At 67.9% G+C, this 14,816-nt stretch carries 13 protein-coding genes; all 13 read left to right on the top strand.

Features of this window, described 5'->3' with window-relative positions:
- The first annotated feature begins 11 nt into the window (after nt 1-11).
- The 13 genes from E4191_RS20105 (at nt 12) to E4191_RS20045 (ending at nt 14,628) form a co-directional block, all read left to right on the top strand.
- Entirely contained in the window at nt 12-1,520 is a 1,509-nt protein-coding gene (locus E4191_RS20105) for a gamma-glutamyltransferase family protein (protein ID WP_176562823.1), read from the top strand.
- 112 nt (nt 1,521-1,632) lie between these two features.
- On the top strand, nt 1,633-2,742 hold the full coding sequence (locus E4191_RS20100; RefSeq protein WP_139616160.1) for a YihY/virulence factor BrkB family protein: 1,110 nt from the start codon (nt 1,633-1,635) through the stop codon (nt 2,740-2,742).
- Between the two features lie 105 nt (nt 2,743-2,847).
- Nucleotides 2,848-4,317 carry a phospholipase D-like domain-containing protein gene (locus E4191_RS20095; RefSeq protein WP_139616159.1) on the top strand — a complete coding sequence of 490 codons (1,470 nt, stop codon included), beginning with the start codon at nt 2,848-2,850 and terminating at the stop codon, nt 4,315-4,317.
- A 486-nt stretch (nt 4,318-4,803) separates the two neighbouring features.
- Nucleotides 4,804-5,967, top strand: coding sequence for a transporter substrate-binding domain-containing protein (locus E4191_RS20090; RefSeq protein ID WP_135816600.1), 1,164 nt, complete (start codon nt 4,804-4,806; stop codon nt 5,965-5,967).
- A complete protein-coding gene (locus E4191_RS20085; RefSeq protein ID WP_139616158.1) occupies nt 5,964-6,620 on the top strand; it encodes an ANTAR domain-containing response regulator in 657 nt (218 codons plus the stop codon). Before E4191_RS20090 ends, E4191_RS20085 begins: the two co-directional genes overlap by 4 nt.
- A complete protein-coding gene (locus tag E4191_RS20080; protein ID WP_139616157.1) occupies nt 6,617-7,855 on the top strand; it encodes an urea ABC transporter substrate-binding protein in 1,239 nt (412 codons plus the stop codon). The genes E4191_RS20085 and E4191_RS20080 overlap by 4 nt, the downstream gene beginning before the upstream one ends.
- Nucleotides 7,856-7,927: 72 nt before the next feature.
- Nucleotides 7,928-8,800: an ABC transporter permease subunit gene (locus E4191_RS20075; protein WP_139616156.1), complete on the top strand. Its 873-nt coding sequence runs from the start codon at nt 7,928-7,930 to the stop codon at nt 8,798-8,800.
- Between the two features lie 86 nt (nt 8,801-8,886).
- Nucleotides 8,887-9,894 carry an ABC transporter permease subunit gene (locus E4191_RS20070; RefSeq protein WP_228461885.1) on the top strand — a complete coding sequence of 336 codons (1,008 nt, stop codon included), beginning with the start codon at nt 8,887-8,889 and terminating at the stop codon, nt 9,892-9,894.
- Complete coding sequence (locus E4191_RS20065) at nt 9,891-10,610, top strand: ABC transporter ATP-binding protein (protein WP_139616154.1); 720 nt, start codon at nt 9,891-9,893, stop codon at nt 10,608-10,610. The genes E4191_RS20070 and E4191_RS20065 overlap by 4 nt, the downstream gene beginning before the upstream one ends.
- On the top strand, nt 10,603-11,316 hold the full coding sequence (locus tag E4191_RS20060) for an ABC transporter ATP-binding protein (protein ID WP_139616153.1): 714 nt from the start codon (nt 10,603-10,605) through the stop codon (nt 11,314-11,316). The genes E4191_RS20065 and E4191_RS20060 overlap by 8 nt, the downstream gene beginning before the upstream one ends.
- Nucleotides 11,317-11,340: 24 nt before the next feature.
- Nucleotides 11,341-12,327, top strand: coding sequence for an acetamidase/formamidase family protein (locus E4191_RS20055; protein WP_139616152.1), 987 nt, complete (start codon nt 11,341-11,343; stop codon nt 12,325-12,327).
- A 10-nt stretch (nt 12,328-12,337) separates the two neighbouring features.
- Nucleotides 12,338-13,084 carry an SDR family NAD(P)-dependent oxidoreductase gene (locus E4191_RS20050; protein WP_139616151.1) on the top strand — a complete coding sequence of 249 codons (747 nt, stop codon included), beginning with the start codon at nt 12,338-12,340 and terminating at the stop codon, nt 13,082-13,084.
- 17 nt (nt 13,085-13,101) lie between these two features.
- Nucleotides 13,102-14,628, top strand: coding sequence for an amidase (locus tag E4191_RS20045; RefSeq protein WP_139616280.1), 1,527 nt, complete (start codon nt 13,102-13,104; stop codon nt 14,626-14,628).
- Nucleotides 14,629-14,816: the final 188 nt, after the last annotated feature.

The raw sequence follows: 14,816 nt of genomic DNA, 5'->3' as shown, positions 1-14,816 counted from the left end.
CAAGGATCTTCATGCAGCCCCTGGCCATCAGCCCCCATCCCCTGGCCACAGAGGCCGGGACCCGCATCCTGCGCCAAGGCGGCACCGCCGCCGAGGCCGCCGTCGCCATTGGCGCGGTCCTTGCGGTGGTCATGCCGCATTTCTGCGGTCTGGGCGGGGATGCCGTCTGGCTGTTGGCCGACCGCGACGGCCGGTCCGCCGCGCTGATGGGGATCGGGCAGGCGCCGCAGGTGCTGCCCGACCTGCCCGATGCGCTGCCGATGCGCGGGCCCGGCGCGATGCTAACCACCGCCTGCGCCGTCGATGCCTGGGACCGGGCGTTGCAGCTAGACCGGGCAGAGGGGCAGGGCGGCATCGCGGTGCCGGACCTGCTGGCCCCCGCCCTCGCCCTGGCCCGCGACGGGTTCGCGGTGGGGGCCAGCCAGCGCTTCTGGCTGGACTTCCGGCGCGACGACTGGCCCGGCTGGCCGGGATTTGCGGCCCTGTTCGGGCAGGGCGGCGCCGGGCCTCTGCGTCAGCTGCAGCTGGCCGAGATGCTGGCGCTGCTGGCGCGCGACGGGTTGCGCAGCTTCTATGACGGCGCGGCGGCCCGGCGCGTGGCCCAAGGGCTGGCGCAGGCCGGATCGCCGCTGCGCCCCGCCGACCTGGCCGCCACCCGCAGCCGGGTCGCCGCGCCGCTGTCCCAGACCTATCGCGGCCTCAAGCTGCTGGCCCCGCCGCCGCCCACGCAGGGCCTGACGACGCTGGCCATCATGGGCATCCTGGACCGATGGCCGCTGCCCGGGGACCCCGCCGCCCGCACCCATCTGCTGGTCGAGGCGGTCAAACAGGCCTTCCTGGACCGCGACCGCATCGCGGATCCCGACCATGTGCCCGTCGACCCGGCCGCCCTGCTGGCGCCCGCGCGGCTGGACGCCAAGGCGGCGGCGATCCGCGCCGACCGCGCGCTGCCCTGGCCCCATGTGACCCGCCATGGCGACACGGTCTTCTTCGCCGCGACGGATGCGCAGGGGCGCTGCGCCAGCGTGCTGCAAAGCACCTTCTTCGATTGGGGCAGCGGCGTGGTCGTGGGCGACACGGGCATCCTGTGGCACAACCGCGGCGCGGGCTTCGCGACCGCGCCCGGTCATCCGAACCGCATCGCGCCGGGCAAGCGACCCTTCTACACGCTCAACCCCGGCATCGCGCTGAAGGACGGGCGGCCGCATCTGCTCTACGGCACGCAGGGCGCGGACGGCCAGCCGCAGACGCTGGCGGTGCTGCTGAGCGCGCTGATCGACCGGGGTCTGTCCCCGGCGGAGGCGCTGGCCGAGCCGCGCTTCCTGCTGGGGCGGACCTTCTCGGACAGCCGCGACAGCCTGAAGCTGGAGGGTTCGCTTGGGGCCCGGGCGATCGCCGCCCTGCAGGCCCTGGGCCATGACATCGCCGAACTGCCCGCCCTGTCGCCGATCTTCGGCTGCGCGGGCGCGATCCGCATCGCGTCCGGGGGGACCGAGGGCGCGCATGATCCGCGCGGCTGAGGCCCCTCCGCGCCGCGGGACGGCCCGCGCCAAGGAACCATGCGGCCGCTCACGACTTCGTTGACCAGCATACAGCCCCAAGACGGAGCGCCCTGCAGGAGAACGAGCCACGATGACCCACACGACCGACACCGACAGCGGCCAGGCCGCCTCGGCCCCCACGCATATTCCCGCCTCGGGCTGGAAGGACATCCTGATGCGGGTGAAGGCCGAGATCGCCAAGGACCACATCTCGGTCGTGTCGGCGGGAATCGCGTTCTACACGCTGCTGGCGATCTTTCCGGCCATCGTCGCGATGATCTCGATCGCCGGTCTGGTCTTCGACCCGGCCGAGATCGCCAGCCAGGCAGCGGCGGTGGCCGACATGCTGCCCGCCGAGGCCGCCACCATCCTGCAGGACCAGATCGCCAAGGTCTCGGGCGGGGACGAGACGGGCACCGGGCTGGTCGCCCTATTCGGCATCGTCATCGCGCTCTACGGCGCGATGAAGGGCGTGATGACCCTGATGGAAGGGCTGAACATCGCCTATGACGAGGACGAGACGCGCGGCACCGTCCGGCTGTACCTGACGGCCATCGCGCTGACCCTGGGCCTGATCCTGGGGCTGATCGCGGGCATGGCGCTGGTGATCCTGCTGCCTTCGCTGGCGGCCTTCGGCTGGCTGCCCCCGGCGGTCGGCACGGCCATCGGCTGGCTGAAATGGCCGGTGCTGGCGGTGCTGACCATGCTGGGTCTGGGCGCCGTCTACCGCTTCGGCCCGTCGCGGGCCAATCCCCGGTGGGCCTGGGTCAGCGTGGGCGCGGTGTCGGCGACGGCTTTGTGGATCCTGGGTACGATGGCCTTCTCGGTCTATGCGCAGAATTTCGGCAGCTATACCGAGACCTACGGCACGCTTGGCGGCGTCATCATCCTGCTGACCTGGATGTGGCTGTCGGCCTTCGTGGTGCTGGCAGGGGCCGAGCTGAACGCCGAGACCGAACAGCAGACGGCCCAGGACACGACCACCGGCGCCCCCGAGCCGATGGGCCAGCGCGATGCGGTCAAGGCCGACACGCCCCCCTCGGGCGAGGGTCCGAAAGGCACGGACCGTCGGGACGATCAATCGGACCCCGATGCGGACCGCGCGGCCGGCAGGCCGCTGTCTGCCGGGGCCGAGGTCTCGCTGGCGCTCGTGCTGCTGGGCAGCGCCGCGATGAAGGCGGTCCGCAAGCCCGGGGCCTAGGGGCACGGCGGTCGCGGCGTCTTCGGGCGCATGGTCCGTCCGTGAACATGGCCGTTCACGTCGGACTGTGCTAGACCTGCGGATTGACGACTGCAGGAGCCGGGAATGACCGAGGTGACAGGACCGTCCGTCCTTCGTGAGGGCGACACATGCTGGAAGGTGGCGCGGGCGGATCGTCTGGCGGTCATCATCGATGCCGAGGACTATTTCGCCGTCATCCGCGCCGCCATCCAGACGGCGCGCCACAGCATCCTGCTGATCGGGTGGGATTTCGACACGCGGATCGAACTGGACCGCCCCTCGGAAGATTCGGACGTGCCCAACAAGCTGGGCGACCTGCTGACCTGGGTGGTCGACCAGAACCCCGACCTGCAGGTCCATGTCCTGCGCTGGAACCTGGGGGCGATGAACGCGCTCGGGCGGGGCACCACGCCCTTGGTCATCCTGAACTGGATGACCGACAAGCGGATCCACTTCCAGCTGGACAGCGCTCATCCGGTCGGATCGGCGCATCACCAGAAGATCGTGGTGATCGACGACGCGCTGGCCTTCTGCGGCGGCATCGACATGACCGGCGACCGGTGGGACACCCGCGCGCATCTGGACGAAGAGCCGGGGCGGGTGCGCCCCTCGACCAAGCGCAGCTACGGGCCGTGGCACGACGTCTCGACCGCCGTCGACGGCGATGTGGCGCGGGTGCTGGGCGATCTGGCCCGCGACCGCTGGCACCGCGCGACCGGCGAGGTGCTGGACCCGCCGCCGCCCTCGGACAGCGGCTGGCCCGACCGGCTGGTGCCGCTGCTCTGCGATGTCGACGTGGCCCTGTCGCGCACCGCGCCCGAGCATGACGGCCGCGAGCCGGTCCACGAGATCGAGGCGCTGTACCTGGCCGCCATCGCCGCCGCCCGACACACGATCTATATCGAAAGCCAGTATTTCGCCTCGCGCAAGATCGCCGAGGCGATGGCCGCCCGTCTGCGCGAACCCGACGGCCCCGAGATCGTCGTGGTCAACCCCGACGAGGCCGACGGGTGGCTGGAGGAGGAGGTCATGGGCTCGTCCCGGGCGCTGCTGATGGGGCTGGTGACGAAAGCAGACCAGCATGGCCGCTTCCGCCTCTACACGCCGGTCACGCAGCAGCGGAACCCGATCTATGTCCATGCCAAGGTCATGGTGGTCGACGACCGCTTCCTCAAGGTCGGCTCGTCGAACCTGAACAACCGCTCGCTCGGCTTCGACACGGAATGCGATCTCAGCATCGACGCCGCGATGAACGGCGCGATCCGCGACGAGACCCGCACGGCCATCCTGCGCCTGCGCCACGATCTGCTGGCCGAGCATCTGGGCGTCTCCATTGAGGACGTGGAACAGGCCGTCGCCCACGCGGACGGCTCGCTGATCGGCGCCATCGAGGCGCTGCGGTCCGAGGGCCGGTCGCTGGTCCTGTTCGAGATCCCCGAGGTGAACGGCATCGAGCAGGCGCTGTTCGAGGAAAGCCAGCTGCTGGACCCCGAGCGCCCCTCCAGCCGCTGGCGCGGCCTGCAGCGCCTCAAGAACCTGATCCCGGGGTGGTAGGGCAGGTTTTTTATCGACAAACGGATGGCGTTGCCGGGCTTGGGGTAATCCGAATTATGCAACAAGCCTGCGGTGTCTCGGAGGTAGGCCTAGATCGCGTCGCCTTGATGGATGATCTTCTGCAGACGACTGCCGGATCCACGCCTGCAGATGACGTCAGCGGTTTCCGGGCCTTGGACCGGTAACAGGACGCTGTGGCTGATCCGGGAGACAGACGGTGACGCTGCCCGGAAAACATGCCCGTGATGCAGGTTCTTCACAACGGGTGCAAAAATTTTCGGCGTTTGCGGATCGCTCGTGTTTGGGGCGGCTGGCATTTCGTTTTAAGTTGACAAACCCCTCTCCGGTCTTGTGTCCTGATGCCAGCCTCAACGATGCGGCTTCGACCTGAATTCCTGAACACAGCGCATGATGCGCAAGGCAACATGGCCTCCCTGAGCGACAGTCTTGTCGCCATGGGGGCTTTTTGTTTGGTGGGACCCGGCGATGACGAGACGGCAGCTGGACATCGGGATCGTGCTTTCGACCACGGGCTCTTACGCGGCGGTCGGTCGGTCGATGCGCGCCGGCGCGGACCTGGCCATCGCCGAGGTGAATGCCGACCGGCAGGCCGCCGTCACGCTCCACCCCGTGGCCATCGATCCCGGAGGCGTGCAGTCCGCCTATGGCGAGGCCATGCAGGCGCTGCTGGTCGACCGGGGATTGACCCACGTCCTCGGCTGCTACACGTCCTCCAGCCGCAAGGACGTGCTGCCGCTGTTCGAAAAGAACGACGCCCTGCTGTGGTACCCGTCCCATTACGAGGGGTTCGAGACCAGCGAGAACGTCGTCTATACCGGTGCGGCACCCAATCAGCACATCATCCCCCTGGTGCGCCACCTGCTGTGCCATCACGGCAAGCGGGGCTGGCTGGTCGGCTCGAACTACATCTGGGCGTGGGAAAACAACCGCATCCTGCGCGAGGCCCTGTCCGAGGTCGGCGGCGCCGTCATCGGAGAGCGGTATTTCCCGGTCGGTGAGACGGATCTGCGCGCCGTGGCCCGCCAGATCGTGTCGGATCGGCCCGACTTCATCTTCACGACGCTGATCGGCCATTCCTGCTACGAATTCTTCCGGCTGCTGCGGGCAGAAGCGGCCGCGGCAGGGATCGACCAGCCACGCGCGCTGCCCATCGCCAGTTGCAGCCTGTCCGAGGCGGAACTGCCGATGATCGGGGACAGCGCGGCGGGGCATCTGTCCTCGTCGGTCTATTTCTCGACCATCCGGTCGGAGGCGAACGACCGCTTCACCGCGCAATGGGACCGGCATTACGCGCATCTGGGACGGGCCTGCGCGGATGCCGAGGCCGCCTATATCGCCATCCACCTGCTGGCGCTGGCCGTGGCAAAGGCCGGGTCCACGGGTTTCGCCGAAATGCGCGCAGCCCTTGGCGGCATCCGGTTCGCGGCGCCGCAGGGGTTGGTGACGGTCGATCCCGACAATCTGCATTGCTGCCTGCGCCCGCGCATCGGCCGCTCGACCGATCACGGAACCTTCGACATCCTGCACGAAGACCCCGCGCCGGTCTGGCCCGACCCCTATCTGGTCTGGGCCAGCCTTGGGGACGTCGCCCCCCGGCAGGCCCCCGCCCACCTGCAGGTGGTGCGATGAAGGGCGCGATCACCAAGAACTTCCGTGGCCTGCGGGCGCTGGTGATCCATGCCGAGGATGCCAACCGGCAGATGCTGGTCGGCGTGCTGGGCAGGCTGGGACTGGACGTGCGCACCATCGACCCGCAGGACGCGGTCCTGCCTGATGCGCTGGCGGGCAGCGACATCGTTCTGGCCGACATGGTCACCGAGGGGCTGCCACCCCGTGCGGCGCCGGACGCCCTGCCCTGCATCGCGCTGATCGGCAGCGAGGCGCCCAGCCAGCTGGCCCGTGTCGTGGCCCAGGGCTGCGCCAGCCACATCATGAAGCCGATCCGCAGTTCCGGGGTGTTCACCGCCCTGCTGCTGGCGGTGAACGAGCACGACCGGCGCCGCAAGGCGGATCGCGAGATCCACAGCCTGCGCCAGCGCATGGCGGGTCGCCGGATCGTCACCCGGGCGGTCCTGAACCTGATGCTGGCACATGGCCTGAACCATGACGACGCATACGAACGGCTGCGGCTGGCCGCCATGAACCGGCGCCTGCCCATCGACGAACTGGCGCGCGAGCATCTGGCTTTGACCCCTCACGCCGCGGAGCCTTCCGCGCACCCCTGGGTCCCCGCCGATGACCGCCCCGACACCCCGGCCCCCAACAGGAGAATGACCAGATGAGAAAGTCACTGAACCGCACTCTGCTTGCCGCTCTGCTGGCAGGAACCATCATGGCCGGGCAGCCCGCCCTGGCGCAGGACGGCCCGATCAAGATCGGCGTCCTCGAGGACCAGTCGGGCGACTTCGCCGCCGCCACCGCCGTCAAGGTCCATGCCATCGAGCTGGCCACCAAGGAGATCAACGACGCCGGCGGCATCGATGGGCGCCCGATCGAGCTGGTGGTCTATGACACCCAGTCCGACAACCGCCGCTATCAGGAATTCATGCGCCGGGTGCTGCAGCAGGATGAGGTCGATGTCGTGTTCGCGGGCTTTTCCTCGGCCTCGCGCGAGGCCTACCGACCCATCGTGAACCAGTTCGACGGGCTGGCCTTCTACAACAACCAGTACGAGGGCGGGGTCTGCGACGCCAACATGATCGTGACGGGCGCGGTGCCCGAACAGCAGTTCTCGACCCTGATCCCGTGGATGATGGAAACCTACGGCCCCAATGTCTACACGCTGGCGGCGGATTACAACTTCGGCCAGATCTCGGCCGAATGGGTGCGCCAGATCGTCGAGGAGAACGGCGGCACCATGGCGGGCGAAGAGTTCATCCCGCTCGGCGTGTCGCAATTCTCGCAGACCATCCAGAACATCCAGCAAAGCGAGGCCGACTTCGTGGTGACCCTGCTGGTCGGTGCGGCGCAGGCCTCGTATTACGAACAGGCGAACGCCGCCGATGTCGGGCTGCCGATGGCGTCGTCCGTCAACGTGGGACAGGGCTACGAGCACAAGCGCTTCACCCCGCCCAGCCTTGCCGACATGTACGTGACGACGAACTATATCGAGGAGATCGACAGCCCCGCCTCGACGGATTTCGTCGAGCGCTTCCGCGCCATGTTCCCCGACGAGCCCTACATCAACCAGGAGGCCGCGAACTCCTACATCGGGATCAATCTCTACAAGCAGATGGTGGAACGCGCGGGCAGCACCGATCATGACGCGATCCGCGCCGTGCTGGCCGAGGGCGATGTCTGCTTCGACGGACCGTCCGGCAATGTCTGCCTGGACCCCAAAAGCCAGCACATGTCCCACACCATCTTCCTGGCCAAGGTCGAGGATGACCATTCGATCACCTTCCCCGAGACATGGGAGAACATCGAGCCCTACTGGCTGGGCGATGCGGGCTGCGATCTGACCCAGAACGATCCCAGTGCGCAATACACCCCCTCCAGCCCGCCCCCGGCGCCCTGACACGGACCCTCGGGCGGGGCCGCGCCGGTCCCGCCCGGATCACGCATCAATCTATCGACGGAGGCGCGGCACGTGGAGCTTTTCACGGCGATCTTTTCCATCACCTATCAGTTCGGCGATGCCTTCGCCTTTCTGGTCATCTCCTGCGCCGGGCTGGCGGTCATCTTCGGGATGATGGGGGTGATCAATCTGGCGCATGGCGAATTCATCATGTGCGGCGCCTATGTCACCGCCGCGACCGCGCGGGCGGGGCTGGCCCTGCCTGTCGCCATCCTGTGCGGGGCGCTGGCGGCGGCGGCCATCGGGATGGTCCTTGAACGCACCGTGATGCGGCATCTGTATCACCGGCCCATGGACAGCATCATCGCCACCTGGGGGATCAGCCTGATCGCCACGCAGGGCGTGCTGATCCTGCTGGGGCCGACCATGCAGGGGGTGGGCACGCCCCTGGGCAGCATGGCCCTGGGGGATCGCTCCTATTCGCTTTACCGGCTGGTGCTGTTCGCCGCGGCGGTGGGCCTTCTGGGCGGGCTGTATTTGCTGTTCTATCACACCCGCTTCGGCGTGATCGCCCGCGCGACGATCCAGCGGCCCGCCATGGCGCGTGCGCTTGGGGTCGACACGCGGCGCATCTATGGGCTGACCTTCGGACTGGGTGCGGGGCTGGCCGGGCTGGCGGGCGGGCTCTATGCGCCGACCATGACGATGGTGCCGACGATGGGCGCGACCTTCATCGTGGAGAGCTTCGTGACCGTGGTCGTGGGCGGTGCGGACATCTTTCTGGGCGCCGCCCCTGCCGCCGCGATCCTCGCCATCATCAAGGCCAGCCTGACCGCCTGGTACGGGCAACTGTTCGGCCAGATCGGCCTGCTGGTCGCCGTCATCGTCGTCATCCGGATCATGCCCGGCGGATTGTCCGCCGTCGTCAAGCGGTGGCAGCGATGAGCCGCGCCGAGGCGCTGAACGCCCCGGCCGCCCCCGCCCGGTCGCGCGCCCGCCAATGGCTGTCGCGTCTGGAGGGGCCGCAGACCATGGGCCGCGGCCCGGCCTTCTGGGCCGCCATGGTGGCGGTGGTGCTGGCCGCAGCGGTCTATCCGCTGTTCAGCAACGACTATACGGTCGGCAATGCCGCCTATTTCCTGGTCTGGACCTTCATGGCGATGGGGCTGGGCGTGGTCTGGGGATATTGCGGCGCGCTCAGCTTCGGGCAGACCGCGTTCTTCGGGCTGGCGGGCTATGCCTATGGCGTCATCACGATCAATATCGGATCGGCCTATGGGCTGACATGGCTGGCGCTGATCCTGTCGGTGGGCTTGGGCGGCGCCTTCGCCCTGCTGATCGGCTATTTCATGTTCTATGGCCGCATCAAGGGCGTGTTCATCGGCATCGTCACCCTGTCCGTCACGCTGGTGCTGGAGACGTTCATGTCGCAGACCGCAGGCCCGCAATGGGCCATCGGCACGGCGCGGCTGAACGGGTTCAACGGCATGTCCGGCATGCCGCCCCTGACCGTGCCGTGGTTCAGCGGGGACGTGGTCCTCTATTCCGGGACGGCGCTGTATTATGTGCTGCTGGCGATGGTGGTGGCCGTCTATCTGGGGCTGCGCATGCTGCTGAACGCGCCCTTCGGAAATGTGCTGGTCGCCATCCGGGAAAACCCCGAACGGACCGAGATGCTGGGCTATGACATCCGCCTGTACCAGATGCTGGCCTTCGGGCTGGGGGGTGCGCTGGCCGGGCTGTCGGGCGCGCTGTACACCGCTTGGGGCCAATACATCACGCCCTCCAGCATGGGGCTGACCTCTGCGGCGCTGCCGATTGTCTGGGTCGCGGTCGGGGGACGGCGCGACATCACCGCGACACTGCTGGGCAGCGTGCTGGTCATCGCCGGTTTTCAGTCCCTGACCATCTATGGCAGCCAATATGCGCTGGTCGTAATGGGCGCGCTGCTGGTCTTCACCGTCATGGTCACGCCCGATGGGGTGGTCGCGACCCTGATGCAGCGCCTTGGGCGCATCTTCGGAAAGGCGGCGCGATGACCCGGATCCTGCAGGTCAGCAAACTGAACAAGCGCTTCGGCGGCGTGACCGTCGCCCGCGACATCGACTTCGCGCTGGACGAGGGCGCGATGCATTGCCTGATCGGACCGAACGGGGCGGGCAAATCGTCCTTCTTCCGGCTGCTTCTGGGCGAACATGCCCCCGACAGCGGCACGATCACCTTTCGGGGCCGCGACATCACCCCTCTGCGGTCCTTCCAGCGCATCCGCGAGGGGATCAGCGTCAAGTTCCAGGTCCCCGGCATCTTCAAGGCGCTCAGCGTGCGCCAGAACCTTCAGATCGCCTTCCAGCACCACCTGCACGGCGCCAGCCTGACCGGGACCATCCGGCAGGTCTTGGACTTCACCGGCCTGACGTCCGAGGCCGCGACCCCGGCGGGCGTGCTGTCCCACGGCCAGCAGCAATGGCTGGAGATCGGGATGGCCGTGGGCGTCGAGCCGCGTCTGCTGCTGCTGGACGAGCCCACGGCGGGCATGTCCCCCGACGAGACCCGCAAGACCGGAGAGATGCTGCACGACCTGAACGCGCGCGGCATCACCATCCTGGCCGTCGAACATGACATGGCCTTCGTGCAGCAGATCGCCCACAGCGTGACCGTGCTGCACATGGGCGCCATCTTCGCCCAAGGCAGCATCGACCAGATCACCGCCCATCCCGGCGTGCAGGAAATCTATCTGGGGGCCGCCGATGCGTGACACCGTCCTTTTGCAGACGACGGGCCTGTGCAGCGGCTATGGCGGCGAACAGGTCCTGCAGGGCGTCGATCTGACCCTGAACGCGGGCGAGATCGTGGCCGTCATCGGCCGCAACGGCGTCGGCAAAAGCACCCTGATGCGCACGCTGATCGGGTTGTTGCCTGCCAGCGGGGGCAGCATCCGCTTTGGCGGACAGGATGTCACGCAGATGGGGGCCAACCACCGCGCCCTGCAGGGCATCGGCTACATCCCGCAGGGCCGCGACGTGTTCCCCGACCTCAGCGTGCGCGAGAACCTGATGGTGGGCGAGGTCGCGGGCGCAGGGCGTCCGGCCCCCGATTACGACCTGATCCACCGGTTCTTCCCGATCCTCAAGGACCGCGCCCGGCAGCGGGCGGGCACCCTGTCGGGCGGCCAGCAGCAGCAGCTAGCCATTGGGCGGGCGATGGTCAGCCATCCCCGCCTGATGCTGCTGGACGAGCCGTCCGAGGGCATTCAGCCCTCGATCATCAAGGATATCTCGCGCAACATGCGGGAACTGAACGCGCAGACGGGGGTGGCGGTGCTGCTGGTCGAACAGAACCTGGACCTGATCGTGTCGATGGCGCAGCGGGGCTACGTCATGGAAAAGGGCCGCATCGTGGCCACCTTGGGGCCGGACGAGATATCGTCGCGCGACGCCGTGCGGCGCCATCTGACCATCTGAGACGACATGCCGGAAGGAGCAAACATGAGCTGGCTGGACACTTCGATCATGGCGCGCAAGGGCGTCGCCAAGGGCCGGGCGGGCGACCGCCACACCATCACCATCGCCGATCAGGGCAAGTTCCACTATGTCTATGGCCCCTATGTCCAGCCGGTGCTGGAGGTCGATCCGGGCGCGGTGGTGACGGTCGAAACCCATGACGCGTTCGAGGGCAAGATCACCTCGGAAAGCGACAAACCCTCGGACATCCTGAACTTCCCGTTTCTCAACCCGCAGACCGGGCCGATCCACGTCAGGGGCGCGGAAAAGGGCGATGCGCTGGCGGTGCGGATCATTTCGATCACGCCGCGGGGCGCGCAGCCGGTGGGCACCACCTGCCTGATCCCGGAATTCGGCGGTCTGGTCGGCACCGGCAACACCGCGATGCTGAACGCGCCCCTGCCCGAGAAGGTCAAGAAGATCGTCGTGGACGAGGGCGGCGTCCATTGGTCCGACACCCTGACCCTGCCCTACGAGCCGTTCATCGGCACCATCGGCACCTCGCCCGAGATCGAGGCGATCTCGTCCCTGCAGCCCGACTATTACGGCGGCAACATGGACCTGCCGGACGTGGGGCCGGGCGCGATCATCTATCTTCCGGTGAACACGCCGGGCGGCTATCTGTATCTGGGCGACTGTCACGCCATTCAGGGCGACGGGGAATTGTGCGGCGTCGCGCTGGAGATCCCGGCCACGGTCGAATTGCAGATCGACCTGATCAAGGGGCATGGCAACAGCTGGCCGCAGCTGGAGACCGAGGAGATGATGATGTTCATCGGCTCGGCCCGCCCGCTGGAGGATGCGTCCCGCATCGCCTATCGCGAGCTGGTCCGCTGGCTGGCGGCCGAGACGGGACAGTCCGAGGCCGACGCCTATATGCTGCTGACCATGTGCGGCAAGGTCCGCTTGGGCAACATGGTCGATCCGAAATACAGCGTCGGGGCGTCGATCCTGAAGCGCTATGTGAAGTGAGGGGCAAAAGATGGATCTTGGACTGACGGGCCTTCGGGCGGTGATCACCGGCGGCAGCAAGGGCATCGGGCGGCGCTGCGCCGAAATTCTGGCGGCCGAGGGTGCACAGGTGGCGATCTGCGCGCGCACGCAGGCCGATGTCGATGCGACCGCCGCCGATCTGGGCGTGCGGGGCACGGCGGTCGATGTGACCGACAAGGCCGCGCTGGAGGCCTGGGTCAGTAAGAGCGCGCAGGCGATGGGCGGCATCGACATCGTCATCGGCAATGTCTCGGCCTTGGCGGTGGCCGATGACGAGGCCGCGTGGCAGGCGGGTTTCGACACCGACATGATGCATTCCGTGCGGCTGGTGAATGCCGCGATGCCGTGGCTGGAGACATCCGGGGCCGCGTCCATCACGCTGGTCTCCTCGGTCTCGGGGCGAGAGATCGACTTCACCGGCGCGGCCTATGGCGCCTTCAAGGCGGCGCTGGTCCATTACGCGCAGGGGCTGGCCTTCAAGCTGGCGCCCAAGGGCATCCGCGCGAACACCGTCTCTCCGGGCAATACCTATTTCGACGGCGGCATCTGGCAGCAGATCGAGACAGGCAATCCCGACCTGTTCGCCACGGCCCTTGGCCTGAACCCCATGGACCGCATGGCCACACCCGAAGAGATCGCCCGGGGCGTGGTGTTTCTGGCCAGCCCTGCCTCCAGCTTCACCAGCGGCACCAATCTGGTGATCGACGGGGCGCTGACCAAGGGCGTGCAGCTGTGACCGAGGCAACCCTTCCGATGTCCGGGACCGATCCCCTGCAGGATCTGGACCGGCTGTCCATCGCGGCCATCCGCGACGGACTTCGCGACGGGACCTTCACCGCCGAGGCATTGACCCAGGCCCATCTGGCACAGATCCGGCGGCTGAACGGCACCCTCAACGCGATCATCTTCGAGAACCCCGAAGCGCTGGAGACCGCGCGCGACATCGACCGGCGGCTGGCGGCGGGTCAGCCCGTGGGACCCCTGGCGGGGGTGCCGGTCGTGGTCAAGGACCCGATGGACATGGTCGGATTTCCGACCACGGCGGGGTGGCGGCTGCTCTATTCCGGGACCGGGGGCGTCGATCTGATGCCCGCCACCGACAGCCCGGTCGTGGCGCGGATGCGGGCCGCGGATGCAGTCATCCTGGGCAAGACCAATGTCCCCGTCCTCAGCCATACGGGCAGCCATGCCAATGACAGCTGGGCGGGGCCGACGATCAATCCCGTGATCCCCGACCGGGTGCCGGGCGGGTCCAGCGCCGGAACCGCGGCGGCGGTGGCGGCCTGCATGTGCGTCGTGGGACTGGCCGAGGAAACGGGTGGCTCGATCCAGAACCCGGCCTCGGCGCAGGGGTTGGTGGGGATCAAGCCGACCATCGGTCTGGTGCCCAATGCGGGCGTGGTGCCCCTGGCCGCCAATCGCGACGTGGTCGGGCCGATCGCGCGCACGGTCACGGATGCGGCTTTGTGTCTGGACGTTCTGGCAGGCTACAGTGCCGAAGACCCCAAGACGCTGGCCAGCACCGGCAAGATCCCCGACAGCGGCTATGCGGCGGGCCTGTCGGCGGAGGGGCTGCAGGGCAAGCGCATCGGCCTCTACGGGCCCGGCTGGCGCGACCAGCCGTTGTCGGAGGAGACAATTGATCTGTATGCCCGCGCCCGGTCCGAACTGGAGGCCGCCGGGGCGATCCTGATCGACGACCCCTTTGCAGGGACCGGATTTGCCGCCCTGCGTGCGCCCACCGTCGGCAATTTTGACGCGCGAGGGATGGAATCCGTGGCCTATGATCTGGGCTGCTATCTGCGCAGGCTGGGGCCCGATGCGGCGCTGACCAGCTTTGCCGACTTCGCCGCGGCCACCGCGGCCGAGGACGCCTTCGGTCCCGGCGGCGTGCTGTCCTTCCTGCCCCGGCTGCCCGATTTCCGGGCCGCGATGCAGGATCCGACGCGCCCGCCCGACCTTCCTGAATTCATCGCCCTGAAGGCCGCCTATCTGCGCATCGTCGACGCCGTCTTCGAAGATCACCAGCTGGACGCGCTGGCCTTTCCGCAGATGCGTCAGGAACTGCCCCCCCTGCACGGGACCGAGACGATCCAGGAAACCACTGTGGGAGAGCTGAATATCGCGGGCCTTCCGGCGGTGACGGTACCGGCGGGCCATTATGCCTCGGGCGCCCCGTTCGAGCTGATCTTCGTCGGCCCCCTGTGGTCCGAAGCGGCGCTGCTGACGCAGGCCTATGCCTATGAGACGGCGACCCGGCATCGTCGTCCGGCGGTCTGAAGATCAGGACAGGTCCGGATCCGGCAGGATGCGCTTGATCCGTGACCTCCTCTCCCCCGGCAGGACCCCAGGCAACGACGCCTCTCGCCGGTCCTTGAGGTCGGCTTGCCGAAAGACCGGCGCCTTCGAAGTCATTCGGTCGATGGTCCTGCCCAAGGTCGCGGGATCGATGCACCCGTGTGGGTGCC

Source organism: Paracoccus liaowanqingii (assembly GCF_004683865.2).
Lineage (GTDB): Bacteria > Pseudomonadota > Alphaproteobacteria > Rhodobacterales > Rhodobacteraceae > Paracoccus > Paracoccus liaowanqingii.
Note: the sequence above shows the minus strand (reverse complement) of the source record. Positions and strands in the feature narration are given on the sequence as shown.

Coding starts and splice junctions, on each gene's coding strand:
- E4191_RS20105 (WP_176562823.1), top strand. CDS start 12: ATGCAGCCCCTGGCCATCAGCCCCCATCCCCTGGCCACAGAGGCCGGG.
- E4191_RS20100 (WP_139616160.1), top strand. CDS start 1,633: ATGACCCACACGACCGACACCGACAGCGGCCAGGCCGCCTCGGCCCCC.
- E4191_RS20095 (WP_139616159.1), top strand. CDS start 2,848: ATGACCGAGGTGACAGGACCGTCCGTCCTTCGTGAGGGCGACACATGC.
- E4191_RS20090 (WP_135816600.1), top strand. CDS start 4,804: ATGACGAGACGGCAGCTGGACATCGGGATCGTGCTTTCGACCACGGGC.
- E4191_RS20085 (WP_139616158.1), top strand. CDS start 5,964: ATGAAGGGCGCGATCACCAAGAACTTCCGTGGCCTGCGGGCGCTGGTG.
- E4191_RS20080 (WP_139616157.1), top strand. CDS start 6,617: ATGAGAAAGTCACTGAACCGCACTCTGCTTGCCGCTCTGCTGGCAGGA.
- E4191_RS20070 (WP_228461885.1), top strand. CDS start 8,887: ATGGGCCGCGGCCCGGCCTTCTGGGCCGCCATGGTGGCGGTGGTGCTG.
- E4191_RS20065 (WP_139616154.1), top strand. CDS start 9,891: ATGACCCGGATCCTGCAGGTCAGCAAACTGAACAAGCGCTTCGGCGGC.
- E4191_RS20060 (WP_139616153.1), top strand. CDS start 10,603: ATGCGTGACACCGTCCTTTTGCAGACGACGGGCCTGTGCAGCGGCTAT.
- E4191_RS20055 (WP_139616152.1), top strand. CDS start 11,341: ATGAGCTGGCTGGACACTTCGATCATGGCGCGCAAGGGCGTCGCCAAG.
- E4191_RS20050 (WP_139616151.1), top strand. CDS start 12,338: ATGGATCTTGGACTGACGGGCCTTCGGGCGGTGATCACCGGCGGCAGC.
- E4191_RS20045 (WP_139616280.1), top strand. CDS start 13,102: ATGTCCGGGACCGATCCCCTGCAGGATCTGGACCGGCTGTCCATCGCG.